At 67.0% G+C, this 24801-nt stretch carries 26 protein-coding genes; 18 read left to right on the top strand and 8 right to left on the bottom strand.

Annotated elements, in window-relative coordinates; all coding sequences use genetic code 11:
- Positions 1-38 precede the first annotated feature (38 nt).
- Positions 39-1592, bottom strand: coding sequence for a sensor histidine kinase (locus NUW81_RS05050; RefSeq protein ID WP_245111051.1), 1554 nt, complete (start codon positions 1590-1592; stop codon positions 39-41).
- 15 nt (positions 1593-1607) lie between these two features.
- Positions 1608-1823 (bottom strand): NepR family anti-sigma factor, encoded by a 216-nt coding sequence (locus NUW81_RS05045; RefSeq protein ID WP_245111049.1) that lies wholly within the window; start codon positions 1821-1823, stop codon positions 1608-1610.
- A gap of 342 nt (positions 1824-2165) precedes the next feature.
- Between NUW81_RS05045 and NUW81_RS05040 the strand changes: the two genes are divergently transcribed.
- Together NUW81_RS05040 and NUW81_RS05035 are read left to right on the top strand one after the other, a co-directional pair.
- Positions 2166-2966, top strand: a complete 801-nt coding sequence (locus NUW81_RS05040) for a response regulator (protein WP_260508537.1) — start codon at positions 2166-2168, stop codon at positions 2964-2966.
- Positions 2967-3111: 145 nt separating this feature from the next.
- Positions 3112-3744, top strand: coding sequence for a sigma-70 family RNA polymerase sigma factor (locus NUW81_RS05035; protein WP_376741961.1), 633 nt, complete (start codon positions 3112-3114; stop codon positions 3742-3744).
- 116 nt (positions 3745-3860) lie between these two features.
- Here NUW81_RS05035 and NUW81_RS05030 read toward each other — a convergent pair whose 3' ends face one another.
- Entirely contained in the window at positions 3861-4046 is a 186-nt protein-coding gene (locus tag NUW81_RS05030; RefSeq protein WP_245111047.1) for a hypothetical protein, read from the bottom strand.
- A gap of 69 nt (positions 4047-4115) precedes the next feature.
- Here NUW81_RS05030 and glnE point away from each other — a divergent pair, with 69 nt between their 5' ends.
- The 5 genes from glnE to zapE all read left to right on the top strand — a co-directional run bounded on the left by glnE (position 4116) and on the right by zapE (position 9754).
- Positions 4116-6803, top strand: coding sequence for a bifunctional [glutamate--ammonia ligase]-adenylyl-L-tyrosine phosphorylase/[glutamate--ammonia-ligase] adenylyltransferase (gene glnE / locus NUW81_RS05025; RefSeq protein ID WP_245111045.1), 2688 nt, complete (start codon positions 4116-4118; stop codon positions 6801-6803).
- Positions 6787-7245 (top strand): peroxiredoxin, encoded by a 459-nt coding sequence (locus NUW81_RS05020; RefSeq protein ID WP_245111043.1) that lies wholly within the window; start codon positions 6787-6789, stop codon positions 7243-7245. The genes glnE and NUW81_RS05020 overlap by 17 nt, the downstream gene beginning before the upstream one ends.
- Positions 7246-7330: 85 nt before the next feature.
- Positions 7331-8110 carry a succinate dehydrogenase iron-sulfur subunit gene (locus NUW81_RS05015; protein ID WP_245111040.1) on the top strand — a complete coding sequence of 260 codons (780 nt, stop codon included), beginning with the start codon at positions 7331-7333 and terminating at the stop codon, positions 8108-8110.
- A 32-nt stretch (positions 8111-8142) separates the two neighbouring features.
- Complete coding sequence (locus NUW81_RS05010; RefSeq protein ID WP_245111037.1) at positions 8143-8634, top strand: PaaI family thioesterase; 492 nt, start codon at positions 8143-8145, stop codon at positions 8632-8634.
- On the top strand, positions 8621-9754 hold the full coding sequence (zapE, locus tag NUW81_RS05005) for a cell division protein ZapE (RefSeq protein ID WP_245111035.1): 1134 nt from the start codon (positions 8621-8623) through the stop codon (positions 9752-9754). The genes NUW81_RS05010 and zapE overlap by 14 nt, the downstream gene beginning before the upstream one ends.
- Positions 9755-9817: 63 nt before the next feature.
- Here zapE and NUW81_RS05000 read toward each other — a convergent pair whose 3' ends face one another.
- Positions 9818-10600, bottom strand: a complete 783-nt coding sequence (locus NUW81_RS05000; RefSeq protein WP_245111033.1) for a YEATS-associated helix-containing protein — start codon at positions 10598-10600, stop codon at positions 9818-9820.
- A gap of 142 nt (positions 10601-10742) precedes the next feature.
- On the bottom strand, positions 10743-11120 hold the full coding sequence (locus tag NUW81_RS04995; RefSeq protein WP_245111030.1) for a hypothetical protein: 378 nt from the start codon (positions 11118-11120) through the stop codon (positions 10743-10745).
- 166 nt (positions 11121-11286) lie between these two features.
- On the opposite strand from NUW81_RS04995, the gene NUW81_RS04990 reads away from it, so the two are divergent.
- From NUW81_RS04990 to NUW81_RS04950, 9 genes are all read left to right on the top strand, one after another.
- Entirely contained in the window at positions 11287-12141 is an 855-nt protein-coding gene (locus NUW81_RS04990) for a hypothetical protein (RefSeq protein ID WP_245111027.1), read from the top strand.
- 52 nt (positions 12142-12193) lie between these two features.
- Entirely contained in the window at positions 12194-12667 is a 474-nt protein-coding gene (locus NUW81_RS04985; protein ID WP_245111024.1) for a DUF6265 family protein, read from the top strand.
- A gap of 113 nt (positions 12668-12780) precedes the next feature.
- Entirely contained in the window at positions 12781-13743 is a 963-nt protein-coding gene (mdh, locus tag NUW81_RS04980) for a malate dehydrogenase (RefSeq protein ID WP_245111021.1), read from the top strand.
- A 23-nt stretch (positions 13744-13766) separates the two neighbouring features.
- Entirely contained in the window at positions 13767-14297 is a 531-nt protein-coding gene (locus NUW81_RS04975) for a hypothetical protein (RefSeq protein ID WP_245111019.1), read from the top strand.
- A 17-nt stretch (positions 14298-14314) separates the two neighbouring features.
- On the top strand, positions 14315-14572 hold the full coding sequence (locus tag NUW81_RS04970; protein ID WP_245111016.1) for a hypothetical protein: 258 nt from the start codon (positions 14315-14317) through the stop codon (positions 14570-14572).
- Positions 14569-15453 carry a succinate--CoA ligase subunit alpha gene (gene sucD / locus NUW81_RS04965; protein ID WP_245111013.1) on the top strand — a complete coding sequence of 295 codons (885 nt, stop codon included), beginning with the start codon at positions 14569-14571 and terminating at the stop codon, positions 15451-15453. Before NUW81_RS04970 ends, sucD begins: the two co-directional genes overlap by 4 nt.
- Before the next feature lie 106 nt (positions 15454-15559).
- On the top strand, positions 15560-18325 hold the full coding sequence (locus NUW81_RS04960) for a 2-oxoglutarate dehydrogenase E1 component (RefSeq protein ID WP_245111010.1): 2766 nt from the start codon (positions 15560-15562) through the stop codon (positions 18323-18325).
- A gap of 39 nt (positions 18326-18364) precedes the next feature.
- On the top strand, positions 18365-19639 hold the full coding sequence (gene odhB, locus NUW81_RS04955; RefSeq protein ID WP_245111007.1) for a 2-oxoglutarate dehydrogenase complex dihydrolipoyllysine-residue succinyltransferase: 1275 nt from the start codon (positions 18365-18367) through the stop codon (positions 19637-19639).
- A gap of 12 nt (positions 19640-19651) precedes the next feature.
- Positions 19652-19969 (top strand): hypothetical protein, encoded by a 318-nt coding sequence (locus NUW81_RS04950; protein ID WP_245111003.1) that lies wholly within the window; start codon positions 19652-19654, stop codon positions 19967-19969.
- On the opposite strand, the gene NUW81_RS04945 is transcribed toward NUW81_RS04950, so the two are convergent.
- From NUW81_RS04945 to NUW81_RS04935, 3 genes are all read right to left on the bottom strand, one after another.
- Positions 19970-20911, bottom strand: coding sequence for a S41 family peptidase (locus NUW81_RS04945; RefSeq protein WP_245111000.1), 942 nt, complete (start codon positions 20909-20911; stop codon positions 19970-19972).
- Complete coding sequence (locus NUW81_RS04940) at positions 20908-21399, bottom strand: MarR family winged helix-turn-helix transcriptional regulator (protein ID WP_245110998.1); 492 nt, start codon at positions 21397-21399, stop codon at positions 20908-20910. Before NUW81_RS04940 ends, NUW81_RS04945 begins: the two co-directional genes overlap by 4 nt.
- 107 nt (positions 21400-21506) lie before the next feature.
- The gene (locus NUW81_RS04935) at positions 21507-22442 is read right to left on the bottom strand and encodes a glucokinase (RefSeq protein WP_245110995.1); all 936 of its coding nucleotides are present in this window, start codon (positions 22440-22442) and stop codon (positions 21507-21509) included.
- Positions 22443-22616: 174 nt separating this feature from the next.
- On the opposite strand from NUW81_RS04935, the gene lpdA reads away from it, so the two are divergent.
- Positions 22617-24011 (top strand): dihydrolipoyl dehydrogenase, encoded by a 1395-nt coding sequence (gene lpdA / locus NUW81_RS04930; RefSeq protein WP_245110994.1) that lies wholly within the window; start codon positions 22617-22619, stop codon positions 24009-24011.
- Positions 24012-24102: 91 nt separating this feature from the next.
- Positions 24103-24795, top strand: a complete 693-nt coding sequence (locus tag NUW81_RS04925; protein WP_245110991.1) for a PepSY domain-containing protein — start codon at positions 24103-24105, stop codon at positions 24793-24795.
- Positions 24796-24801 lie beyond the last annotated feature (6 nt).

Here is a 24801-nt window from a genome sequence, read left to right as displayed (position 1 = left end):
GCGGGTTCCTGCCCGAAACCGAAAATCAATAAATTTTTTTAGCTGGCTGCGCGCGACCCGTTTTCGTCGGGAAAAACGGGCAGTTCGACGGCATATCCGCCGAGTTTCTTGTCGAGCGGCGAGCGCAGCTGGCGCGACAGGCCCTCGACGATCCGTTCGAACTGGACATGGCGCATGTCGTCGGCGGCCGCGCCGACGAGGCCCTCGCTGGCAACCGACAGGCGGGCGGTCAGTTCGCTCGTCCGGCGGAGTGCGATCTCGACCTCTTCGGCGCCGCGATGGATCGCATGTTCGACCACCTCGGTAATGAAGAAGGCGGCCGAGACGGCGGCGTCCTGCGTGGTCGCGGCGGCATCGAGATCGAGGTCGACGGCGAGCTGGGCACCGGGCGCCGAGGCGCGAAGCGATGCTGCCAGTTCGGTGACGAGGGGCCTCAACTGGATGCCGCGGCTTTCCTCGATCTCGGCGAAATGGTTGCGGTGGACGACCGAGAGCGCCTCGACGCGGCGGCCGATGCCGGCATAGGCCTCGCGCGCTTCCTCGCCGCTGGCGCCGCGCGAATGGATGTTGAGCAGGCTGGCGACGACCTGGAGGTTGTTCTTGACGCGGTGGTGGACCTCGCGGACGAGACGGCGCTGGCCCTCGATCGCCTGGATAAGATCCTTCTCGCTTTCCTCGATGCGGCGCACGGTGCCGGCGAAACTCTCGCCCAGTTCGCGGATCTCGCGCGCAGGGCCGAGCTTTTCGGGCGGCGAGAAATCATGCGTCTCGACGTCATAGTCGCGCACCGCGCGGTTGAGGCGGCGGAGCGGGTTCATGAAGAGCAGGTGGACGAGCGCCCATGAGAGGATGGCGGCAAGCGCCCACATCAGCACGGGCAGGAAGATGTTGAGCCGGTCGCGCAGGTCGATGTCGACATAATCGGCGGCCGCGAGCGCGGTGAGCTTGCGGTCGACAAGGCCGATCGAGAGCTCCTCGTGGCGCATGTCGGCACGGGTCGGGCCGTCCTTGGAGACGAGGACGAGACTTTCCTCGCCATCGGTCAGGGTGAAGCCGTCGACCTCGCTGCTCGCCGCGGTGACCGCCTCGGACAGCTCGTCGGTGGTGATCATGCCGGTGGCGCTGGCGCCCGGGATGCCGACGCGCAGGAACAGCCCTCCGCGATCCTCGTCGACCCAAAGATCGACCCGTCCGTTGCCGACAGGATCGAGCGCGGACAGCCCCTCGATGTCGAGATCGCCGCAATCGACCGTGCCGTCGGTCGAGGTGATCGAGAAGCGGCGCCCCACGGCGGGAGCGACCGACAGCGCCTCGCGCGCGACGTCGCAGGGCGCGCGGTCCTGCACGGAAAGGGCGCCATAAGCCGACACGCGCAAGGCCAGCGTATTGCGCGCGATGAGCGTCTCGACGGCACGCGCCGCAGCGATCATCTCGCCCTGCGCATCGCCGCGCAGGGCATGTCGCGTGTCATTGAGTTCGGCGGAGGTCGTGTAGACCGTCAGCGCGCCGATCGGCAGCAACGCCAGCATGATGGCGATGACGAGCTTGGTAGGGGTGGAGAGCGACCGGAAAAGGCGATCGAGCGGGCGCATCGGGGCGGGCTGGCCCTAGTCGAGCTTGCCGAGCAGGTCGCGCAGGTCGTCGGGGATATCCTCGCGCAGCGTCTCGTCATAGACGGATTTGAGCGCGCGCCCGAGACTGTCGTCGCGACCCTTGCGCGACTTGGCCTTGGCCGCGTCCGACGACTTTTCCTTGTCGGTCTTCACGCTTTTTTCGGTGCCGCTCAAACTCGCATCCCCTTCGCGCGGATTGTCACGCGCCATGATCTTAACTCCTCTTCGCCGCCGGCTCCCTTTGCGGGGCCTGGCGCATGCCGGATGACCGGTAAGACGCCGCGGCGGATAAGACCTCGGGCAAGGGGGGTAGAGCCAAGCTCCAGTGCTCGTCAAGACGACCCCCCGTCCGGGTCATGTTGCGAGGGGTGAAACCAAAGGGCGTCTGCTTTGTTCCCCCTCCAAGAACGGAAAAAGCGGGGACCGTAACAAACAAGACACTTTCCCCCGACCAGCGCCCTGTCCCCGGGCGCGGTTCGGGTCGGGGGCTTGAAACGGATGCGTAACGGTTCCACGTTGGAACCCAGCGTCATAGAGGAGTTGAACACGCCCATGTCACTCGGCCAGGAACTCGCCCCCCATCTGCCCTTCCTGCGGCGCTATGCACGCGCCCTGACAGGCAGCCAGGTGCATGGCGACAATTTCGTCCGCACCACGCTCGAGACGATCGTCGAGAATCCCGACGAATTTCCGCGCGACCGCGATCCGCGCCTCGGGCTCTACCGCACCTTCCACGCCATCTGGTCGACCGCGCATCTCGAGGATGACAGCGATCCGAGCGCGCGCGAGGGCAGCGAGGCCGAAAGCATCGCGCAGGCCCGCCTGTCGCAGATCACCCCGCTGTCGCGCCAGGCGCTCTTGCTGACCAGCCTCGAGGGCTTTTCCAACGAGGATACGGCCTATCTGATCGACACCAGCCCCGAGGATGTCGACAAGCTGGTCAAGGAAGCGACCGCCGAGATCGAGAAGCAGACCCGCGCCGAGGTGCTGATCATCGAGGACGAGCCGATCATCGCGATGGATATCGAGACGATCGTGCGCGACCTCGGGCACAATGTGACGGGCGTTGCCGTGACCCGTGACGAGGCAGTGGCGCAGGCCAAGGCCGACCGCCCCAGCCTCGTGCTCGCCGACATCCAGCTGGCCGACGATTCGTCGGGCATCGATGCGGTCAAGGACATCCTTGCCGATTTCCGCGTGCCGGTGATCTTCATCACCGCCTTCCCCGAGCGGCTGCTCACGGGCGAGCGTCCCGAACCGACCTTCCTGATCACCAAACCCTTCCAGCGTTCGACGGTGAAGGCGGCGATCAGCCAGGCGCTGTTCTTCGATGCGGCGACCGTGCCGGCCTGATCCGACGCATTTTTAGCCAATATCGACCGTCCGCGACCGTCAAAGCGTTCGCGGACGGTTGTTTCGGGGGCGCATCGCCCCTACCTTATATATTCAAGGCACCGGGCGCACGGTCCGGGCCGATGCGTCACGAGGGGGACGTTCGTTGACCAGTAAGCAGAAGGCAGAAGAGGGCGAGAAGAAGCCCGATCCGGTGCCGCTGCCGGACGACGAGTTCAAGGACCAGCTCGCACAGGTCATCCCGCACCTGCGCGCTTTCGGTCGCTCGCTCTCGGGCAATCGCGACACCGCCGACGATCTCGTCCAGGAAACACTCCTGAAGGCATGGGCGGCGCGCAAGCGCTTCCAGGCCGGCACCAACATGCGTGCCTGGACCTTCATCATCCTGCGCAACCTGTTCCTCAGCCAGATGCGCCGCGCGCGCTTCAAGGGCGAGTGGGACGATGTCACCGCGGCCAAGATCCTTGCTGCGCCCGCAGCGCAGGACCGCCACGTCGAGCTGGGCGACATGCAGCGCGCGCTGATGCAGCTGCCACAGCCGCAGCGCGAGGCACTGATTCTCGTCGGGGCAGGCGGCTTTGCCTATGAGGAAGCGGCGCAGATCTGCGGCTGCGCGGTCGGCACGATCAAGAGCCGCGTGGCGCGCGGGCGCGTGGCGCTCGAGAATCTCCTCAACTCCGAGGACCTGCCGCCGCGCCAGCAGCACGAGACCGATCCCGAACTGTCGGCGCTGCAGAATATCATGAGCCAGGTCGACGAGCTGTCGAACGAGAATTAGGGCGTTTCCCGAGACGGTCCGTTTCCGGCCCCGAAAAAAAGGCCTCCGCAGCGACTGCGGGGGCCTTTTTCGTTCACAGTCGCGCCTGTGGGCTACTGGCGGGGGAAGGGCTGCGACTAGTTGAGGCGGGCAAGAAGCGCGCGCATGTCCTCGGGCAGCGGCTCGCTGCGGATCGCATCGAACGCGCGGCGCAAATGTGCCGTTACCGGGTCGACGGGTGTCGGAATCGTAACGCGAATGGAACGGCGGTCCTCGACCGCCTCGTCCGTCACGTCAGTCCTCGATGCCTTCTGGTAAAACATGCTTATCAAGGTAAACGCCCGAGTCGCGACGGTGTTTCATGCGGCGGCCACATGGTGCATGGGAATGCGATGAGCCGAGCCGCCCAAGACCGTCACGATGCGTGGGAACGCGCCCGCGCGCACGCCCCCTTCCTGCGCGCCGCGGGGGCGCGGCACGAGGCGGTGGTCGAACAATTCCTCGAGACGGGTAGCGAGGCGGCGGTCGCTGCCGCGCTGATGCTCGAGGGCAGAGATATCGCGGCCGAACTCAGGCAGCGGCGGCAGGGCCTCGCGCTGGCGGTCGCGCTCGCCGACCTGTCGGGCGAATGGGGGCTGGAGGCGGTGACGCGCAGCCTGTCCGATTTCGCCGACATGGCGATCGAGCGCGCGCTGGCCGCCGCGATCGACAAGCGCGTGCCGGGCGCCCCGCTCGAGGGTATCTGCGCCATCGCGCTGGGCAAGCTCGGCAGCCGCGAATTGAATTACAGTTCGGACGTCGACCTCATCCTGCTCTACGACCCCGACAGGCTGCCGTTGCCGCCGCGCCGCGAGGCGGGCGAGACGGCGGTGCGGATGGCGCGCAATTTCGTGTCGCTGATGCAGGAGCGCACGCCGGAGGGCTATGTCCAGCGGGTCGACCTGCGCCTCCGCCCCGCTAGCGAGGCGACGCCGATCGCGCTGCCCGTTGGCGCGGCCATCTCGCATTACGAGAGCGCCGCGCTGCCGTGGGAGCGGGCGGCGTTCATCAGGGCACGGGTGGCAGGGGGCGACCGGCTGCTAGGCCAGCGCTTCCTCGAGGCGATCCAGCCCTTCGTGTGGCGGCGCGCGGTCGATTTCGGGGTGATCGACGAGGTGCGCGGCATCGCGGGACAGGTGCGCGACCATTATGCCAGCGGGCAGGCCTTCGGGCCGGGCTACGACCTGAAGCGCGGGCGCGGTGGCATCCGCGAGATCGAATTTTTCGTCCAGTCGCACCAGATGATCTTTGGCGGGCGCGAGCCGGCCTTGCGCGAGGGCGCGACCCTCGATGCGCTCGAGGCGCTGGTGAAGGCGGGGCATTTCAGCCGCGACGATGCCAACGAACTGGGCGCGGCCTATCGCGCGCTGCGCACCGCCGAGCACCGGTTGCAGATGGTCGAGGACAAGCAGACCCATTCGGTCCCGCAGGACGCAGCGGCGATCGACAATGTCGCGGCGCTCGACGGGACGGGGACGGGGGAGGCGTGGCTCGCCGCGCTGGCGCCGCATGTGCAGGCGGTCGGCCCCCGCTTCGACGAGCTGGTCGCCGAGGAGGGAGGGCGGTTGCCATCAGAGCCCGAGGCGCTGGCGGCGCGGCTGGGCGAGATGGGGCTGGCCGATCCGGCCTCGGCGGCGCGGCTGATCGGCGGCTGGCGCGCGGGCAAGGCAAGATCGCTGCGCTCGGCCAAGGCACGCGCGGCCTTCGAGGCGATGCTGCCGACGATGCTCGAGGCCATCGGTGCGGGGCCCGACCCCGCGCATGCCTTCAACCGCTTTGCCGACATCATCGAACGGGTGCCGAGCGCGATCAATTTCTACCGCCTGCTCGAGGCCAATCCCAAGCTGGCGCGGCTGCTCGGACGGCTCTTGGCCTATTCGCCCGCGCTGGCGGCGCAACTGGCGCGGCGGCCGGGGCTGCTCGACGGGCTCTTGGACAAGTCGGCCTTCGATCCGCCACGTTCGGCGGAGGCCTTCGGCAAGCGCATCGCCGAGGCGACGCGGTCGCTCGACTATGATCAGGCGCTCGACCGCGCGCGGGCAATCATCAACGAGAAGCGTTTTGCCTTGGGCGTGCAGCTCATCGACGGCGAGGTCGATCCGCTAGGCGTGGCGCGCGGCTATGCCGAAGTGGCCGAAGGCGCGATCCATGCGCTCGCCGACCGCACGCGGGCCGAGTTCGAGCTGGTGCATGGCCGCTTCGACGGCATGGGGCTGGCGATCCTCGGGCTCGGGCGGCTCGGCGGCGAGGCGCTGACCCATGCGAGCGATCTCGACCTCATCTTCCTTTATGACGCGCCGAAGGCCGCGCAGTCGGACGGGGCGCGCCCGCTCACGCCTGCCGACTATTACAACCGCCTCGCGAGCCGGATCGTCTCGGCGCTATCGGTGCCGACCGCCTCGGGGCCGCTCTACGAAGTCGATACACGCCTGCGCCCGCAAGGACTCGAGGGCGCGCTGGCGGTGAGTTTCCACGCCTTCGAGGCCTATCAGCGGGGCGATGCCTGGACGTGGGAGCATATGGCGCTGACACGGGCGCGGCCGGTCTACGGTCGCGAGGCGGCACGCGACCGCGTGGCCGAATTGCTCGGCGACATCTTCGGCATGGACCGCGACGCGCAGGGCGTTCGCAAGGATGCGGCGATCATGCGCACCGACATCGAAAAGCATAAGCCGCCCAAGGGCCCGCTCGACATCAAGCTCGGGCCGGGCGGGCTGGTCGATATGGAATTCGCCGTGCACGTCACCCAGCTCGTCAGCCGCGAGGGGCTGAGCCCGCGGCTTGGCCGGGCGGTGCAACTGCTGGTCGAGGCAGGGCTGGCGCCGGCGACCCTGCCCGACGATCATGCGCTGCTGACGCGGATGCTGCTCCTGTTCCGGCTGGTCAGCCCCGACAGTTCATCGCCCTCGCGGCGCACGCGCGCGCTGGTGGCGGAGCGGCTGGGCTTTGCCGATTGGGACGCGGCGGTTGCGGCGCATGACGCGGCGCGGCAAAGGATAGCGGATTACTGGAAAGAGGTGCGTGATGCTGGACAAGGGTGACAAGGCCCCCGAACTGACGGTCAAGACGGGGACGGGGGAGATGATCGAGCTGGCGCAGCCGAAGGGCAAGCTGGTCGTCTTCTTCTATCCCAAGGACAATACGCCGGGCTGCACCAAGGAAGCGATCGGCTTTTCCGAAGCGCTCGAGGAATTCGCGAAGGCGGGCACCAAGGTGATCGGCGTGTCGCGGGACCCGATGGCGAGCCATGACCGGTTCACGCAAAAGCACGGCCTTACCGTGCCGCTCGTCGCTGACGAGGATGGCGCCGTGTCCGACGCCTTCGGGACTTGGGGCGAGAAAAAGAATTACGGGCGCACCTACATGGGCATGATCCGCTCGACCTTCCTCATCGGCGAGGATGGCACGATCATCGAGGCGTGGAAGAACGTCCGCGTCGCGGGCCATGTCGACAAGGTGCTGGCGGCGGCGCAGGAAGCCTAGGAGCAAGCCTGAGCGAAGGGCCGTCTTGCTAGGCTCCCGCGCTTTTGCCATATGCGCGCCAACCGATAGTTGAAGGACAAGTCTCGTGGCGGAATTTCGTCTTCCCAAGAACAGCCGTGTGAAGAAGGGTGTCACCCACCCGGCGCAGGAAGGGGCCAATACCAAGACGGTCAAGATCTACCGCTACGACCCGGAAACGGGCGAGAACCCGCGCTACGACACTTATGAGATCGACCTCGACAAGTGCGGGCCGATGGTCCTCGACGCGATCATCAAGATCAAGAACGAGATCGACCCGACGCTGACCTTCCGCCGCTCGTGCCGCGAAGGCATCTGCGGGTCGTGCGCCATGAACATGGACGGCAAGAACGGGCTGGCCTGCACCTCGGCGATCGAGGATTACAACGGCACGCTGACGATCCACCCGCTGCCGCACATGGAAGTGGTCAAGGATCTCGTCGGCGACTTCACCCATTTCTATGCGCAGTACAGCTCGATCCAGCCCTGGCTGAAGTCGGAAACCCCCGAGCCGTCGGGCCGCGAGCGCGAACAGGCGCCCGAGGACCGCGCCAAGCTCGATGGTCTCTACGAATGCATCCTGTGCGCCTGCTGCTCGACCTCGTGCCCGAGCTACTGGTGGAACTCGGACCGCTTCCTCGGCCCGGCGATCCTCCTGCAGGCCTATCGCTGGATCGCCGACAGCCGCGACGAAGCGACCGGCGAGCGCCTCGACCAGCTCGAGGATCCCTATCGCCTCTACCGCTGCCACACGATCATGAACTGCGCCAACGCCTGCCCCAAGGGTCTCAACCCCGCCAAGGCGATCGCGGAGACGAAGAAGCTGATCGCCGAGCGCGCGGCTTGACGTTGCGGTCCCGCGCGGCCTAGCGCGGCGGCATGACGACGAAGGAAACGCAGGACGAGAACGGGGTGCGCGAACATCCCGATCATCCCGGCTGGTACTGGTGGGGCGGTTGGAAGCAGCCCGACAGCTTTGCCGCGCAGGTCGGGCTGATGCTCTTCCGCAAGGGCGAGGAGCCCGGCACGGGGGTGGTGCGCATGTTCCCCGAGGAACGGCATCTCAACCCCGGCGGGTCGGTCCATGGCGGCTGCGTCATGACCTTCATCGACATGGCGATGTTCGCGGGCGGGTTCGCCGCGGGCATGGAACGGGCGCATTATGTCACGCTCGACTGCCACACGCGCTTCATGGACCGCGCGCGGGCGGGCAAGCCGCTCGATTGCCTCGTGCGGATCGAGCGGGCGACGCCGGGCGGGATCGTCTTCATGTCGGGCATCGTCACCCAGGAAGGCCGCCCCTGCTACAGCTATAACGGGACCGCCAAGCGGGTGCGCGATCCGCGAAAGAAGGCCGATGACGAGCGCTGAGGCGGGGCCTGTCGGCAAGGCCTATGCGGCGCTGATCGAGGCGGGCGAGATCCGGCCCGATGCCGACCAGCAACGCGCAGTCGACGCGCTCGACAAATTCGCCGCCGATCTCGGCAGGACGCGGCGCGGCTTCCTGTCGCGCATGTTCGGGCGCGAGACGCCCGCGCCTTGCGGTGTCTACATGTGGGGCGGGGTGGGCCGCGGCAAGTCGATGCTGATGGACCTCGCTTTCGAGACCATCGCGATCAAGCGCAAGAAGCGCTCGCATTTCGCGCCCTTCATGCTGGACGTGCACCAGCGGCTGCGGCGAAAACGCGACGAGGGCGTCGAGGATGCGCTGATGCGCGTCGCCGACGATATCGCCGATGAAGCGCGCTTCCTCGCCTTCGACGAGATGATGGTCACGAACAGCGCCGATGCGATGATCATGAGCCGCCTGTTCACCGCGCTGATCGAGCGCGGGGTGGGGGTGGTGACGACCTCCAACCGGCCGCCGGTCGATCTTTACAAGGACGGGCTCAACCGCGAACTCTTCCTGCCCTTCATCAAGCTGATCGAGGCGCAGATGCGGGTGGTGCCGCTGAACGGTCCGACCGACTATCGCATCGGGCGGGTGAAGGGCATGCGACTGTGGCACAGCCCGCTCGGCCCCGAGGCGACGCGCGCGCTCAGCCACGCCTTCTTCGACCTCACCGGCCATGCCGAGACCGAGGCCGAGAATGTGCCGTCGATGGACCTCGACGTGGGCGGCGGGCGCGAATTGCACGTGCCCAAGGCGCTGGGCGGGGTCGCGGTGTTCAGCTTCAAGCGATTGTGCGGCGAGGCGCGGGGCGCGGCCGACTATCTGGCGCTCGCCAAGGCCTTCCACACGGTCATCCTCGTCGGCGTGCCGGTGATGGGGCCCGAGATGCGCAACGAGGCGGCGCGCTTCGTGGCGCTGGTCGACGCGCTCTACGAACATGGCGTGCGACTGCTGGTGGCGGCGGAGGCCGAGCCGGCGGACCTCTATCCGTCAGGCGATGGCAGCTTCGAGTTCGAGCGCACGGTGAGCCGCCTCGAGGAGATGCGCTCGGCGGCCTATCTCGAGGAAGGGCACCGGCCCGAGGGGCGCGAGGCGTAGCTCATGAAAAAGGGGAGCCGTGCTTGCGCAGGGCTCCCTTTCCTTGTTCGGTGGGCGCTAACCTCAGACGAGGCTGGCGACCGGTTCGGCCTTGTGGGCGCTGGCCAGCGCACCCCAGCCGATCGGCTGGATCTTGTAGCGCAGGCCGTGGGTGACGGGGCTCTCGACCGCCTTGGCAAGGCCCGCATCGACCATGTCGTCGAGCTTCTCGGTGACCTTGAAACGCGGCATCTCGAGGTCGGCGGCAATGCCCGCGGCGGTGCGATAGTCGCGCACGGTAAGCGCTTTCAGGATCGCCTGGTCATCGGCGCCGAGCGACTGGACGAACAGCTGCTGGGCTTCCGACAGGTCGTTGGCGGCCTTCTTGTGCGCCTCGGCCTGCTTCTTGGCGGCGGCACCGCTGGCCTGCGCGCGCGGCTCGGCGGCGCGGTCGTCGACATATTCGGCGAGCGCGCGGTTGGTTGCCTGCGCCTCCTTGAGCTGGCTGCGCATGCCGTCGACATCGTCCATGATGCGGCGCGAGGAGCTTTCGACGAACAGTCGGCTCGAATAGCTCGCGACAAGGCCAAGACCGAAGAGGATGACGAGATTTTCGTAAATCTCGCCCCAGCTGGCGTTGAAGACGTTGGCGACGAGGTCCGAGCGCACGAGGCTCAGGAACAGCGGCACCGAACCGGCGGCGACGATGCCGACCATGACGTAGGTGGCAAGCCCGTAGCGGCGCGCGTTGCGGCGGCCCGTGGCGCCGATTTCCTGGCCCGCCGGATGGCCCATGAGCCAGGCGGCGACGCTGCCCATCAGCGCGGCACCAAGGATGATGCCGGCAACGGCAATGACCTTATCCATGTTATCTTTTCCCCATTCCCCGGAATTTCAGTGGCTTAAGTCTAAGCCGAAGGCGTGAACGAATTCCAAATCCGTGCGCCCGAGTCAAACGAAGGGCGCCCGAGAGGGGCGCCCTTGCCTGTCATTGTTAACCGTCTTGCGGTTAAAGGATCGCGCGCAGGACCTCGCGGACCACGAGCGTGGTCGGGTCGACGCGATAGATGTAATCATTGTCGTAGATGTAGCGGCTGCGCGGATCGAGGTCGTAATGACGGCGCAGGTCGTACGGGATGCGGTCATAAGCGGTGTAGCCGCTGAACGAGCGGTCGAAGCGGTGGCCGCGCTCGTACTTCTTGGCCTGCCCCGGGGGCATGCAGCCATTTCGCTTCTTGGCGAGCCCCGGCGGGCAGGCGGGCTGCGCATAGGACGCGCCGTGCATCTGGTGCTTGGCGCCGCCGGCATGGGCGGGCGGCGCGGCAAGGGCCGCGGCCGGGGTGGCAAGGAAGGCGGAGCCCGCAAGGGCGAGTGCGATCTTCTTCATGGTCGTGAACATAGGCGATGGCGGCTGAATTGATCCTGACGAAAAGCGCGGTTTTCGGGGGTTTCGATCGGTTCGCCGCGCGATCAAAGCGCCTCGTCGTAAACATTGGTCGAAAGTGGCTGGATTGCGCGCGAAAGGGCGCGGATGGTGGGGGCGAGGAGGCGGTATGCTGTTGTGGGCATTGCTACTGGCCGCGCAGGCGGCAGCGCCGGACATCGTGGTGACGGGCGAGAAGCCGCGTCGCGAACTGTCGGCGCAAATCCGCGCGGTGACGCAGGATGTGGACGGCCGTCTGCCGCGCTTTCGCAATCCCGTCTGTCCCGTCGTGGCGGGGCTGCCCGAGGCCTATGGCGAGGCGGTGGTCGAGCGGGTGCGCGCTCGGGCCCTCGAGGCGGGGGGCAAGGTCGCGCCGCGCCCCTGCGAGGCCGATATCTTCATCGTGGTGACGGCCGAGCCGCGCGCCGCGCTCGATCGGCTGCGGCGCGACCCGCGCGGCTATTTTTCGCTGTTGAGCAATGCCGATGTCGACCGGCTGGTGGCGGATGGCGGGCCGGTATGGGGCTTTCGAACCTCGGTGCCCCGGCGCGCCGACGGCGGGCGGGTGCAGCCGGTGGCGGTATGGGAGATGCCGGGCATGACCCCGCAGGCGAAACGGGCGGGGCGCGGCGCCTACAAGGTCGACAATGCGCGGCTGTCGCGCCTCTCCGAGGCGGTGCGGCGGGACGCCGACCAGGCGTGGCTGGTGGTGGATGCGGGCGCGCTGGTCGGGCGCTCGCTCGGGCAGATCGGCGATTATGCCGCGATGACGACGCTGGCGCCGATCGATACGGCGAAGGGCGGGGCGATGCCCTTTGCCTCGATCCTGTCGCTGTTCGAGACGCCGCCGGCGGAGGCCGAAGCGGGGGCGACGGCGGAGGACCTCGCCTTTCTCGCGCGGCTCTATGGCAGCCGCGACGGCCTTTCGGAGCGGCAGGCGGCGCGGCGGCTCGCGGACAGCGTGCGCGCGGCGGGGGACGACTAGCGCGGGCCCTCGCGGCGGCTTAGGGTGGGGGCAACAAGAGGGAGCCACTGCCATGATCGCCACCCCGTTCATCGCCGCGCTGATGGCGCTGGCCCATCCCGCCGCCGAGGCCGAGCCGATCGAGGATGCGGCATGGTTGCAGGGGCGCTGGGTCGGGACCGGCATGGGGGGCGAGGTGGAGGAACTCTGGTCGCCGCCGCTGGGCGGGCAGATGGTCGGCCATTTCACCTATTCCAAGGATGGCGCACCCGTTTTCTACGAGCTTCTCCTCGTGCGCCCCGACGCCGATGGCGGGCTCGAGATGCTGGTCAAGCATTTCAACGCCGACTTCACGGCGTGGGAGGAAAAGGGCGAATGGGTCACCTTCGAGGCGGACGAAACAGGGCCCGGGCGGCTCTCCTTCCGGGGGCTCCGGATCGTCGATGACGGCGGCGTCATGCGGGCCACGGTGACCATGCGCGGCAGCGATGGCGAGACCCGCGATGTGCCCTTCACCCTCAGGCGGGCGCAGGCGGCTGCAAAATAGGTCCTGACACGGTTGATAGCGGCTCGCGGTCGGGCTAGGTGCGCGGGCAAGACCCTTTGAGTCCCGTCGGGCGCGCCTTGCCGGGACCAGTGCACATATTCGAAAGGACCCTCATGGCTCGCAAGAAGATCGCCCTTATCGGTTCCGGCATGATCGGCGGCACGCTCGCCCATCTCGCCGCCAAGAAGGAAATGGGCGACGTCGTCCTGTTCGACATCGCCGAGGGCCTGCCGCAGGGCAAGGCGCTCGACCTGTCGCAGTGCGGCCCCGTCGAGGGCTTCGATGCCAAGATCACGGGCACCAACGACTATGCCGACATCGCCGGCGCCGACGTGGTGATCGTCACCGCCGGCGTGCCGCGCAAGCCCGGCATGAGCCGCGATGACCTGCTCGGCATCAACCTCAAGGTCATGAAAGCGGTCGGCGAGGGCATCAAGACCTACGCCCCCGACGCCTTCGTCATCTGCATCACCAACCCGCTCGACGCGATGGTCTGGGCGCTGCGCGAATTCTCGGGGCTCCCGCACAACAAGGTCGTCGGCATGGCCGGCGTGCTCGACAGCGCGCGTTTCGCCACCTTCCTCGCCTGGGAATTCGATGTCAGCGTGAAGGACGTCAACGCCTTCGTGCTCGGCGGCCATGGCGACACGATGGTGCCGGTGCTGAGCTATTCGACCATCAACGGCATCCCCGTTGCCGACATGGCCAAGATCAAGGGCGTCGACGCTGGCCGCCTCGACGAGATCGTCAAGCGCACCCGCGGCGGTGGCGGCGAGATCGTCGGCCTCCTCAAGACCGGCTCGGCTTATTACGCCCCGGCGACCAGCGCGATCGCGATGGCCGAGGCGTATCTGGGTGACCAGAAGCGCATCCTGCCGGTGGCGGCCTATGTCGAGGGCAAGTACGGGCTCGACGGCCTCTATGTCGGCGTGCCCGCCATGATCGGTGCCGACGGCATCGAGGATGTGATCGAGATCGAACTGTCGGACGAGGAAGCCTCGAACCTCAAGGTGTCGGTCGACGCCGTCGAGGAACTGGTCGGCGCGTGCAAGTCGATGGACGAAAGCCTCGCCTGAGGCGTTTTTCGGGAGAGCATGAGATGAACAAGGTTGCGTTTGCTTTGATCGGCGGGATCGCCGCCCTCGCTGCCGCTCCGGCGCTGGCGCAGGACGAGCATCCCACAGCGCAGAATGTCGCGGAATCGATCGCGGCCTGCCAGCTGATCACCGATGCCGACTGGCTTCACCTCGATCGTCTCGACTCGCTCGGCTACGAACAGGCCAAGAAGCGTGCGGGCGGGCGCCGTTCCGCCCAGCGCATCCGCGGCCTCTACCAGAAGCGTGGCAACCCGACGACGATCATCATCATGCGCGAGGAGCTCGACGAGAAGAATTGCGTCGTCTCCGCGAGCCTGCCCGATACCGCGGCCTATGGCGCGCTGGCGCAGGAACTGTCGGGCATCATCGGCATGCCGGTGGGCCAGGACGGCTATGGCTATGTCTGGCAGCTCGACGATCACCGCCTGACCGTCCAGCCCGAGGGCGAGCAGGACTCGCCCTTCGCTCGCTTCACCCTGACCGCCACGGGCGATGACGGCGTGCCGTCCGCGCCCGAGCCGGCGGCCGAGTAAGAGGGGGCGGGAGCGAGGTGCACGCCTACACCATCATGGCGGTTGCAGCGCTGATCGGCTTCGTGCCGGTGCTGCTGATGCTCCGCCGTTATGGCTGGAAGGCAGCGCCCTTTGCCCTACTCTGGGGTGTCGCCCCCATCATCACCACTGGCCTCGTGATCGAGGACCCCTACGGCTTTTTCTCCTATCTCGTGACCCTGCCCGTGATGGCCGGGGCCACGCTCGCGGCACTTGCTGCCGTCCTTCTTTCACTACGCAGGACCGAACGCGCATGAGCATTCTCGTCGACAAGAACACCAAGGTCATCACGCAGGGGATGACCGGTGACACCGGCACCTTCCACACCCAGCAGGCGATGGATTACGGCACCAACATGGTCGCCGGCGTGACCCCCGGTAAGGGCGGCATGACCCACCTCGGCCTGCCGGTGTTCGACACCGTGCGCGAGGCAGCCGAAAAGACCGGCGCCGATGCCAGCGTCATCTACGTGCCGCCCCCCTTCGCGGCGGATTCGATCCTCGAGGCGATCGACGCGGAAATCCCGCTCATTGTCGCCATCACCGAAGGCATCCCGGTGCTCGACATGGTCAAGGTCAAGCGCGCGCTCGATGGTTCGAAGTCGCGCCTCATCGGGCCGAACTGCCCCGGCGTCCTCACGCCCGGCGAGTGCAAGATCGGCATCATGCCCGGCAAGATCTTCTCCAAGGGTTCGGTCGGCGTCGTCAGCCGCTCGGGCACGCTCACCTATGAAGCGGTGTTCCAGACCACCAACGAGGGCCTCGGCCAGACCACCGCGGTCGGCATCGGCGGCGACCCCGTCAACGGCACCAACTTCATCGACTGCCTCGAACTCTTCCTTGCCGACGATGCCACCGAGAGCATCATCATGATCGGCGAGATCGGCGGCAGCGCCGAGGAAGAAGCCGCGCAGTTCCTCGCCGACGAGGCGAAGAAGGGCCGCAAGAAGCCGACCGTCGGCTTCATCGCGGGCCGCACCGCGCCTCCGGGTCGTCGCATGGGCCATGCCGGCGCGATCGTCTCGGGCGGCCAGGGCGGCGCCGAGGACAAGATCGCGGCGATGGAAGCGGCGGGCATCACCGTCTCGCCCTCGCCCAGCGAACTCGGCACTACGCTGAAGAAGGTGCTGCAGGGCTAAGGCATATGTCGCGGGCGTGCCGGGATGGTGCGCCCGCGAACCTTATTGCGGGGGCAGCGGTTAATGGGGGTAAGGGGCCCCATGCCGGGGCGCGAAGGGTGATGTGATGGACGCGATGAGCGTGGAACGCGAAGAAGGGCCGAGCTGGGCCCGTCCCAACTGGCCGATCAGCGAATTGGACGATGCCAATCTCGGGCTCGATCCGGTCGAAGCCAATTTCGTCGAGAAAGCGGTCGAGGCGGCCAAGGCCTCGGGCGTGGCCGACGAAGCGACGCTGCGCGATGTCGCCGACTCGTCCAACCGCGCGATGATGCTGATCCGCACCTATCGCGTGCGCGGGCACCTTGCCGCGCGCCTCGACCCGCTGGGGCTCAGCCATCACGACTTCCCCAAGGAACTCACCCCCGAGTGGCACGGCTTCAGGAACCTCGATGAAGAGGTGTGGCTGTGCGGTGCGCTGGGCTTCGAGAAGGCGACGATCCGCCAGATCGTCGGCGTGCTCCAGAGCAATTATTGCGGCACCGTCGGTGTCGAATATATGCACATCAACGACCTCGAGGAGCGCCGCTTCATCCAGGACCGGGTCGAAGGCAAGAATGCCGAGATCCATTTCACCCCCGAGGGCAAGATCGCGATCCTCGACAAGGTGATCGAGGGCGAGCAGTGGGAAAAATTCCTCGCCCGCAAATATGTCGGCACCAAGCGCTTCGGCCTCGACGGCGGCGAGAGCATGATCCCCGCGCTGGAAGCGGTCATCAAATATGGCGGCCATATGGGCGTCACCGAGATGACCATCGGCATGGCGCACCGCGGGCGTTTGAACGTGCTCGCCAACGTCATGGGCAAGCCCTATCGCGCCATCTTCCACGAATTCGCGGGCGGCGCGACCAACCCCGAGGATGTCGGCGGTTCGGGCGATGTGAAATATCACCTCGGCACCTCGAGCGACCGTTCGTTCGACGGCAATGACGTGCACCTATCGCTGATGCCCAACCCCTCGCATCTCGAGGCGGTCGATCCGGTCGTGCTGGGCAAGACCCGCGCGGTGATGACTATCCGCGGCGACAAGCATGGCAAGACCGTCCTGCCGATCCTGCTGCACGGCGATGCCGCCTTCGCGGGGCAGGGCGTGGTCGCCGAATGCCTGATGATGTCGGGCCTGCCCGGCTATGGCACGGGCGGCACCATCCACTTCGTCATCAATAACCAGGTCGGCTTCACGACGAGCCCGCAGTTCGCGCGCTCCTCGCCCTATCCGTCGGATATCGCCAAGTCGATCCAGGCGCCGATCCTGCACGTGAATGGCGATGATCCCGAGGCAGTGACCTGGGCCTGCAAGGTGGCGATCGAGTTCCGCCAGACTTTCGGGCGCGACGTGGTCATCGACATGTGGTGCTATCGCCGCTTCGGCCATAACGAGGGCGACGAGCCGAGCTTCACCCAGCCGCTCATGTATGCCGAAATCCGCCAGCATCCGCCGATCTCAAAGGTCTATGCCGACCGGCTGATCGAGGAAGGCGTGATCTCGAAGGACTGGATCGACCAGAAGGTCGCCGACTTCACCCGCCACCTCGAGGAAGAGTTCGAGGCGGGCAGTGCCTACGAGCCCAAGAAGGCCGACTGGTTCGGCGGACGCTGGAAGGGCCTGCGCATTCCCGAGGAAGGCGTGCTGGGGCGGCGCAACACCGACACCGACATCGACGGCGAGATGTTCGACAAGCTGTCCGACATCCTCACCCATGTCCCGGGCGACCTGCATATCCACAAGACGCTGGGGCGCATCCTCAAGGCCAAGGGCAAGACGCTCGAGACGGGCGAGGGCATCGACTGGGCGACCGGCGAGGCGCTGGCCTTCGGCAGCCTCATCCTCGAGGGTTATGGCGTTCGCCTGTCGGGGCAGGACAGCGGGCGCGGCACGTTCAGCCAGCGCCACGCGGTCTGGGTCGACCAGGATACGGGCGAGAAGTTCATCCCGCTCAGGGAAATGCGCACCGATGGCGGCCCGCGCTTCGAAGTGCGCGATTCGCCGCTCAGCGAATATGGCGTCCTCGGCTTCGAATATGGCTATTCGCTCGCCGATCCGAAGACGCTGACGCTGTGGGAAGCGCAGTTCGGCGACTTCGTGAACGGCGCGCAGATCATGATCGACCAGTTCATCTCGAGCGGTGAAGCCAAGTGGCTGCGCGCGAGCGGGCTCGTGATGCTGCTGCCGCACGGCTACGAGGGGCAGGGGCCCGAGCATAGCTCGGCGCGTCCCGAGCGCTTCCTCCAGCTGTGCGCCGAGGACAATATGCAGGTCTGCAACATCACCATGCCGGCCAATTATTTCCACGTGCTGCGCCGCCAGGTGAAACGCGATTTCCGTAAACCCCTGATCATCATGACGCCCAAGTCGCTGCTGCGCCACAAGCGCGCGCAGTCGACGAAGGACGCCTTCACCAACGAGGAGACGGGGCACTTCTACCGCATTCTCTCCGATCCCGACGGCTGCCCGTCGGAGACGGTGAAGAAGGTGGTGCTCTGTTCGGGCAAGGTCGCCTTCGACCTCATGGACAAGCGCGACGAGGCGGGGATCGAGGATACGCAGATCATCCGCATCGAGCAGCTCTATCCCTTCCCCTCCGAGCCGCTCGTGAAGCGGCTGTTGGCGATGCCGAACCTCGAGAGCCTCACCTGGTGCCAGGAAGAGCCGCGCAACCAGGGCTACTGGTTCTTCGTGCGCGAGATCATCGACCAGTGCCTCGCCGATGCGGGCAAGGGGCTTACCACCCGTTATGCGGGCCGCGAGCCTTCGGCCTCGCCCGCGACCGGCCTTGCCAAGCGCCATGCGGCGCAGCAGGCCGCCTTGATTGAGGATGCGCTGGGGCTCTAAGAGCCTCGGGCAACGCTAGAGAAGAGAAAGACGAACTCCATGGCGACCGACGTCACCGTCCCCACGCTGGGCGAATCGATCACCGAAGCCACCGTCGGCGAATGGCTCAAGCAGCCGGGCGAGCCGGTCGAGCAGGACGAGCCGATCGTCAGCCTCGAGACCGACAAGGTGTCGGTCGACGTGCCGAGCCCCGTAGCCGGCGTGCTCGAGGAGCATCTCTTCTCGGCCGGTGACACGGTCGAAGTCGGGCAGGTCATCGCCAAGGTCGGCGACGGTAATGGCGCGGTGGCCGATGCGCCCAAGCCCGCCCGCACCGAGCAGGCGGCGAGCGAAGGCCCCGACGGCGTTACCGAGAACAATGACGTGATCGCGCAGGACAAGGCGGGCGAGCAGGCGCTGTCGAGCGACCTCACCCTCTCGCCCGCGGTGCGCCGCGCGGTGCTCGAGCATGGCGTCGATCCCTCGAAGATCACCGGCACCGGCAAGGACGGGCGTATCACCAAGGATGACGTGATCGCCGCCGCCAAGGACAAGAGCGCCGAGCCCGCCACCAAGGCGGCTGCCGCGAGCGGTGGGCAGGCCTCGGCGCCGACCAGCGTGAGCGTGTCGGGCGAGCGCCGCGAAGAGCGCGTGAAGATGAGCCGCCTGCGGCAGACCATCGCCAAGCGCCTCAAGGATGCGCAGAACACGGCAGCGCTGCTCACCACCTTCAACGACGTCGACATGTCGGCGGTCATGGAAGCGCGCTCGAAGTACAAGGACCACTTCGCCAAGAAGCATGGTATCCGCCTCGGCTTCATGAGCTTCTTCGTGAAGGCGGTCGCGCTGGCGGCCAAGGACGTGCCCGCGGTCAACGCGCGCATCGAGGGCGACGAGATCGTCTATCACGACTATCTCGACGTCTCGGTCGCCGTGTCGGCGCCCAAGGGCCTCGTCGTCCCCGTCATCCGCTCGGCCGACAAGATGAGCTTTGCCCAGATCGAGCAGGCCATCGCCGACTATGGCAAGCGCGCCAAGGAAGGCACGCTCGGCATGGAAGACATGGCGGGCGGCACCTTCACCATCTCGAACGGCGGCGTCTTCGGCTCGCTCCTGTCGACCCCGATCATCAACCCGCCCCAGTCGGCGGTGCTCGGCATGCACCGCATCGAGGAGCGCCCGATCGCGGTGAATGGCGAGGTCGTCATCAAGCCGATGATGTATCTCGCGCTGTCCTACGATCACCGCCTGATCGACGGCCGCGAAGCGGTGACCTTCCTCGTGCGTATCAAGGAAGCGCTCGAGGATCCGACCCGCCTGCTGATCGACCTTTAAGGCCGGACCCCCGTGTCGACGGACGGATGGCTGCTGGTCGGCCTTGCCGGGCTCATGCTCGGCGGGTGCGACCTTGTCGATGACAATCCCGACGAGTTGCTGCGAACGGCAGTGGCGCAGCGGTGCGAGGCGCTTGCGCAGCGCGATGGCGGGCCGACCTCGCGGGTCGGGCCGCTGTGCGATTGCACCGCGCGCAACGTGGCGCTCGAGGTGGAAAGCCTCGACGCGGTCGACGAGGCGCTGGTGCAGGACATGCTGCGCGCCTGCATCGCCGACAATGACCTCAACGCCGACCAGATGGTCGATCGGGTGATCGGGCGCGGCGGCTGATCAGTCGGCGGCGCCGGTCGCCTCGCGGGCGAGACCAAGCGCCGTGTCGAGCGCCTCGCTCGCCGGAACGGCCACATCGGGCGTGACGCCCACCCCCTGCCAGTTGCCGCCCGTGATCGGGTTGATCGACTTGCCCTCGGGCAGGTCGAGCGCGAAATGGGGGTGGACGCGGCGAAATTCGAAGGGATGCGCGCCGCCCCCGCTGACCTCGCCGATGATCGTCGCACGGCCCAATGCCTGTAGGTCGTAGGCGACCTGTTCGGCGGCCGAGAAGGTGCGCTTGGAAATCAGGACATAGAGCGGCTTGTCGCTGCCGAAGCGGCGGCCGGGCAAATAGCTGGCCGTCTGCGCATGGCGTCGGCTGTCGGTGGGGCGGTGATAGGTGCCCGACAGGGGGCTGCCGGGTTCGGTCAGGTAGTAGAGCAGCATCTCCGCCGCCTCGCTCGACCCGCCGCCGTTCCTCCGCAAGTCGAGGATCAGCGCGCTGGCCTCGGCGGTGAGGGTGGCGGCGGCAATGAACATGTCGGCGGCCATGTCGGGCGGGGCGAAGGTGTCGAGGCGCAGCTCGATGATATTGCCCTCGTGGCGGACAATGCGCTCGAAACCGTGGTTGATCTGCGGGCCGTACCATTGCTCCATCTCGCCCGCGAAAGTGTCGTCGGCGGGCGTCTCGGGGATGGGGGTTTGGCTGAAGGAGAGACCGAGATGGCCGTCGCCCGAGGCGGCGCGGAGCCAGGCGGTCATGGCAGCGGCAAAGGCCTCGGCGTCGTCATGGGCGGCGAGGTCGGCGGGCCCTGCGCGCAGGGCCGCGGCGAGCCGCGCGCCCTCTTGTGCATCGACATAGCGCTCCTCGAGGATCGAGGCGCTGTTGGCGATGACCTCGGCGCGGTCGGCGGGGGTGACCGGCATGGCGGCGGCGAGGAGGAGGGCGAGGGCGATCATCGCGCGTCGCCCTTGGCCAGCTCGGCGTGGATGCGGGCGGCGAAGTCGCGGGTCCCGAGCGCGGCGAGGGTGGCGGTGATGGCGGCTTCGAGATCGTGGCCGGTCTCGGCCTGCAGGGCGCGCGCGGCGCGGTGGGTTGCCTCGAAGACGGGCGCGGTACGCACGGCAAGCGCGATGCCCTTGCGCGTCAGGACGAAGACGCGCTTGCGCCCGTCGGGATCGACCGTCTGTTCGACGAGATCGCGCTCGCGCATCATGGCGAGGGTCTGGGTCATGGCGGGCTGGGTCACGCCCGCCGAATGGGTCAGCGCGGTGACGCTGAGTTCGCCATGCGCCTGGAGGTCGCGCAGCACGCTGTAGAAGCGCGGGCGGAAATCGACGCCGAGCTCGTCATAGACCGACTGTACCCCGCCATCGAGGGTGGCGATGAGCGCGCGCAGCCCCGTGCCGAGGCCGATGTCGACGGGGGAGGGGCGGGCGTGATCCAACGGCGAGCTCCTTGCATAAGTGCTTATGCAATTGAGCGCGAACCACCGCCGCGGTCAATCCGCGCCGGTCGTCCGTTGGTCGAAAAGCAAGTGGCGCGCGCCCCGGCTCAGGCGGCGAGGCGGCCGCCGGGCTGGCTGGCGCGCACCGCCATCAGCGCTGCGCCGCCGTTGAGGACGGGTTCGGACTGGGCGAGCGACCAGACCGGCACCTGCAGGAGGAGGCGCTGGAACTGGCGGCGCTTGGTGAAGGCGCCCTCGAAGGCGATCTTGGCCGAACCGGTGGTGAGCTGGCCGGCGCGCGGGCCGGCGAGCATCACCCCGTTCCACGCGCCTTGCGCATGGACGAGATTGGCGATGAAGCGGCCGAGCCATTCGCCGCTCATGCGGTCGCGTTCCATGTCGCGCATCTCGGGGAAGGCGGCCCAGCAGGGGTCGGTGCGACCGGTGGTGAGCATGGCCTCCCAGCTGGTCTGCGAGAAGGCGCCGCGGCGCGCTTCGGCGAGGACCAGTTCGCGCTCCGACTGGGGGGCGAAGTCCATGTGGCCGATCTCGGTTTCCATGACGCGCTGATAGCCCTCGCGGTCGACATCGACGATTGCCGCGCCGACGCCGTCGCCGACGAACAGCATGGCCATGCGGCCGGGCGACTTGAAGTCGGGGGCGGGCTTCGTCCCGCGCACGGTGGCCGCACGCGCGCCCATGCCCTGCGCTGCCCAGGCCATGGCGACGACGTCGTTGATGACGCGCACCTTCGTGCCGAACAGGCTGGTGAGGCCGGCGCGGGTGATGGTCCAGTTGGATCGGGTGAGGCTGATCATCTCGCCCGAGGCAGCGCCGGCGATGACGAGCAGCGGCTCGAAGCTGGTGAGGTCCTTGCCGGTCTCGCGCGCATAGGTCTGGAGGACGTCGGTGAAGGTGGGCTTGCCCTCGGGGGAAACCGTATGGACCGGCCCCAGCACGGGACGCTGCGACGGCACGACCTCGCTGAAGCGAATGCCCTCTGCGGCGCTGGTGTCGATCACCAACCAGTTACGCTGATCCATTTGATTTTCCTTCTATACGGTCGGACTCGGCAAATCCCGAATAGTCTCAAAGGGTTAAGAGATCGCTCACATTGCGTGAAAGCGTTGCGGGGGCCGCCGCCTCCGGTTGCGTTCACGGGCGAAAGCCTTATGTGGGCGGCAATCCGGATTTTTTAGACACGAAGCAGGTTTCTCATGGCTGATTATGATTATGACGTCCTGGTGATTGGCGCCGGTCCCGGCGGTTATGTGGCGGCGATCCGTGCCGCCCAGCTGGGCCTCAAGACCGCGTGCGCGGAAAGCCGCGAAACGCTCGGCGGCACCTGCCTCAATGTCGGCTGCATCCCCTCGAAGGCCATGCTGCACGCGTCCGAATATTATGACGCCGCCGCCAATGGCGCGATGGAAGCGATGGGCGTGGAAGTCAGCCCGAAGCTCAACCTCGACAAGATGCACGCCCAGCGCCGCGATGCGGTCAAGCAGCTGACCGGCGGCATCGAGTTCCTGTTCAAGAAGAACAAGGTCGACTGGCTGAAGGGCCATGCCACCTTCAAGGATGCGCATTCGGTCGACGTCGCGGGCAAGACCGTGACGGCCAAGAACATCATCATCGCCACCGGTTCGTCGGTGACCCCGCTGCCCGGTGTCGAGATCGACGAGAAGGTCGTGGTGTCCTCGACCGGCGCGCTCGAACTGGAGAAGGTGCCCGAGCATATGGTCGTCATCGGCGGCGGCGTGATCGGGCTCGAGCTCGGCAGCGTGTGGCGTCGTCTCGGTGCCAAGGTGACCTGCGTCGAATATCTCGACCAGATCCTGCCGGGCATGGACAAGGACGTCCGCAAGGAAGCCAACAAGATCTTCAAGAAGCAGGGCATCGAGTTCAAGCTGTCGACCAAGGTGACCGGCGTCGAGGTCAAGGGCGGCAAGGCCACCGTCACCGTCGAGCCCGCCAAGGGCGGCGATGCGGAGACGATCGAGGCGGATTGCGTGCTCGTGTCGATCGGGCGCAAGCCCAACACCGACGGTCTCGGCCTCGAGAATATCGGGCTCGAGGTGAACAAGCGCGGGCAGATCGAGACTGATCATGATTTCGCAACCAAGGTCGACGGCGTCTGGGCGATCGGCGACGTGGTGCCGGGCCCGATGCTCGCGCACAAGGCCGAGGACGAGGGCATTGCCTGCGCCGAGAATATCGCAGGGCTGACCGGCATCGTGAACCATGCGATCATCCCGGGTGTCGTCTACACCATGCCTGAAATGGCGGGCGTGGGCCTGACCGAGGAAGAGGCCAAGGAACAGTATGGCGACATCAAGGTCGGCAAGTTCCCGATGCTCGCCAACAGCCGCGCCAAGACCAATCACGAGCCCGACGGCTTCGTGAAGGTGATCGCCGATGCCAAGACCGACCGCGTCATCGGCGTGCATTGCATCGCCAGCGTGGCGGGTACGATGATCGCGCAGGCCGCGCAGGCGATGGAATTCGGCGCCACGTCCGAGGACATCGCCTACACCTGCCACGCCCACCCCACGCACAGCGAGGCGGTCAAGGAAGCGGCGATGGCGGTGCAGGGCAAGCCGATCCACATCTAAACGCTGCACTATTGTTGCCAATGACGCCGTCCCTGCGCCATGCAGGGGCGGCGTTGCTGTTTCAGGCGATGCGATTTCTTTTCCCGGGGGAATGATGGCGAACGTTCGCAAGACCTTGCGCAAATGGCACCTGTGGCTCGGCTGGCTGGTCGGGGTGCCGATCCTGTTCTGGACGGCCTCGGGCTTCTTCATGGTGTTGAAGCCGATCGAGGAAGTGCGCGGCGAGCATCTGTTGCGAGAGGCCGCGCCGCTGTCGCTCGCCAGTGCGCCGATCCTGCCCGAGGGGCTCGACGCGGCGCCGGTCGAGGGGATCAGCCTCCAGCAGCGCGCGAGCGGGCCGGTCTGGGTCGTGGCGCTCGAGGGGGCGACGCGGATCGCCGATCCGGCGACGGGCGAATGGCTCGACCCCTATGGCGCCAATGACGCCGCCGCCGAGGTGATGGCGCGCTACGAGGGCGGGGCGGCGCTCGACAAGGTCGAGGCGGTCGATACCGACAATCCGCCGGGCGACTGGCGGCGTCAGGTGCCGGCGTGGCAGGTGGCGATGGACGATGGCACGCGCTTCTATGTCGAGCGCGACACGGGCCGCATCGCCGCGACGCGAACCGGCTGGTGGCGCGCCTTCGACTTCATGTGGGGGCTCCACATCATGGATCTCCAGACGCGCGAGGACTTCAACAACAACTGGCTGCGCATCTTCGCGGCCTTCTCGGTGCTGGCCACGCTGATGGCGCTGGTGCTGCTGCCGCTTGCGACCAACCGCAAGAAGAAGGGCAAGCGCTAGGGCTTT

This window comes from Sphingomicrobium aestuariivivum, assembly GCF_024721585.1.
Classification (GTDB): Bacteria; Pseudomonadota; Alphaproteobacteria; order Sphingomonadales; family Sphingomonadaceae; genus Sphingomicrobium; species Sphingomicrobium aestuariivivum.
This window is presented reverse-complemented; position numbering and strand designations above follow the sequence as displayed.

Excerpts from the sequence above, each read along its gene's own strand:
- NUW81_RS05050 (WP_245111051.1), bottom strand. The coding sequence starts at position 1,592 with ATGCGCCCGCTCGATCGCCTTTTCCGGTCGCTCTCCACCCCTACCAAG.
- NUW81_RS05045 (WP_245111049.1), bottom strand. The coding sequence starts at position 1,823 with ATGGCGCGTGACAATCCGCGCGAAGGGGATGCGAGTTTGAGCGGCACC.
- NUW81_RS05040 (WP_260508537.1), top strand. The coding sequence starts at position 2,166 with ATGTCACTCGGCCAGGAACTCGCCCCCCATCTGCCCTTCCTGCGGCGC.
- NUW81_RS05030 (WP_245111047.1), bottom strand. The coding sequence starts at position 4,046 with ATGTTTTACCAGAAGGCATCGAGGACTGACGTGACGGACGAGGCGGTC.
- glnE (WP_245111045.1), top strand. The coding sequence starts at position 4,116 with ATGAGCCGAGCCGCCCAAGACCGTCACGATGCGTGGGAACGCGCCCGC.
- NUW81_RS05020 (WP_245111043.1), top strand. The coding sequence starts at position 6,787 with ATGCTGGACAAGGGTGACAAGGCCCCCGAACTGACGGTCAAGACGGGG.
- NUW81_RS05010 (WP_245111037.1), top strand. The coding sequence starts at position 8,143 with ATGACGACGAAGGAAACGCAGGACGAGAACGGGGTGCGCGAACATCCC.
- zapE (WP_245111035.1), top strand. The coding sequence starts at position 8,621 with ATGACGAGCGCTGAGGCGGGGCCTGTCGGCAAGGCCTATGCGGCGCTG.
- NUW81_RS05000 (WP_245111033.1), bottom strand. The coding sequence starts at position 10,600 with ATGGATAAGGTCATTGCCGTTGCCGGCATCATCCTTGGTGCCGCGCTG.
- NUW81_RS04995 (WP_245111030.1), bottom strand. The coding sequence starts at position 11,120 with ATGAAGAAGATCGCACTCGCCCTTGCGGGCTCCGCCTTCCTTGCCACC.
- NUW81_RS04990 (WP_245111027.1), top strand. The coding sequence starts at position 11,287 with ATGCTGTTGTGGGCATTGCTACTGGCCGCGCAGGCGGCAGCGCCGGAC.
- NUW81_RS04985 (WP_245111024.1), top strand. The coding sequence starts at position 12,194 with ATGATCGCCACCCCGTTCATCGCCGCGCTGATGGCGCTGGCCCATCCC.
- mdh (WP_245111021.1), top strand. The coding sequence starts at position 12,781 with ATGGCTCGCAAGAAGATCGCCCTTATCGGTTCCGGCATGATCGGCGGC.
- NUW81_RS04975 (WP_245111019.1), top strand. The coding sequence starts at position 13,767 with ATGAACAAGGTTGCGTTTGCTTTGATCGGCGGGATCGCCGCCCTCGCT.
- sucD (WP_245111013.1), top strand. The coding sequence starts at position 14,569 with ATGAGCATTCTCGTCGACAAGAACACCAAGGTCATCACGCAGGGGATG.
- NUW81_RS04960 (WP_245111010.1), top strand. The coding sequence starts at position 15,560 with ATGGACGCGATGAGCGTGGAACGCGAAGAAGGGCCGAGCTGGGCCCGT.
- odhB (WP_245111007.1), top strand. The coding sequence starts at position 18,365 with ATGGCGACCGACGTCACCGTCCCCACGCTGGGCGAATCGATCACCGAA.
- NUW81_RS04945 (WP_245111000.1), bottom strand. The coding sequence starts at position 20,911 with ATGATCGCCCTCGCCCTCCTCCTCGCCGCCGCCATGCCGGTCACCCCC.
- NUW81_RS04935 (WP_245110995.1), bottom strand. The coding sequence starts at position 22,442 with ATGGATCAGCGTAACTGGTTGGTGATCGACACCAGCGCCGCAGAGGGC.
- lpdA (WP_245110994.1), top strand. The coding sequence starts at position 22,617 with ATGGCTGATTATGATTATGACGTCCTGGTGATTGGCGCCGGTCCCGGC.
- NUW81_RS04925 (WP_245110991.1), top strand. The coding sequence starts at position 24,103 with ATGATGGCGAACGTTCGCAAGACCTTGCGCAAATGGCACCTGTGGCTC.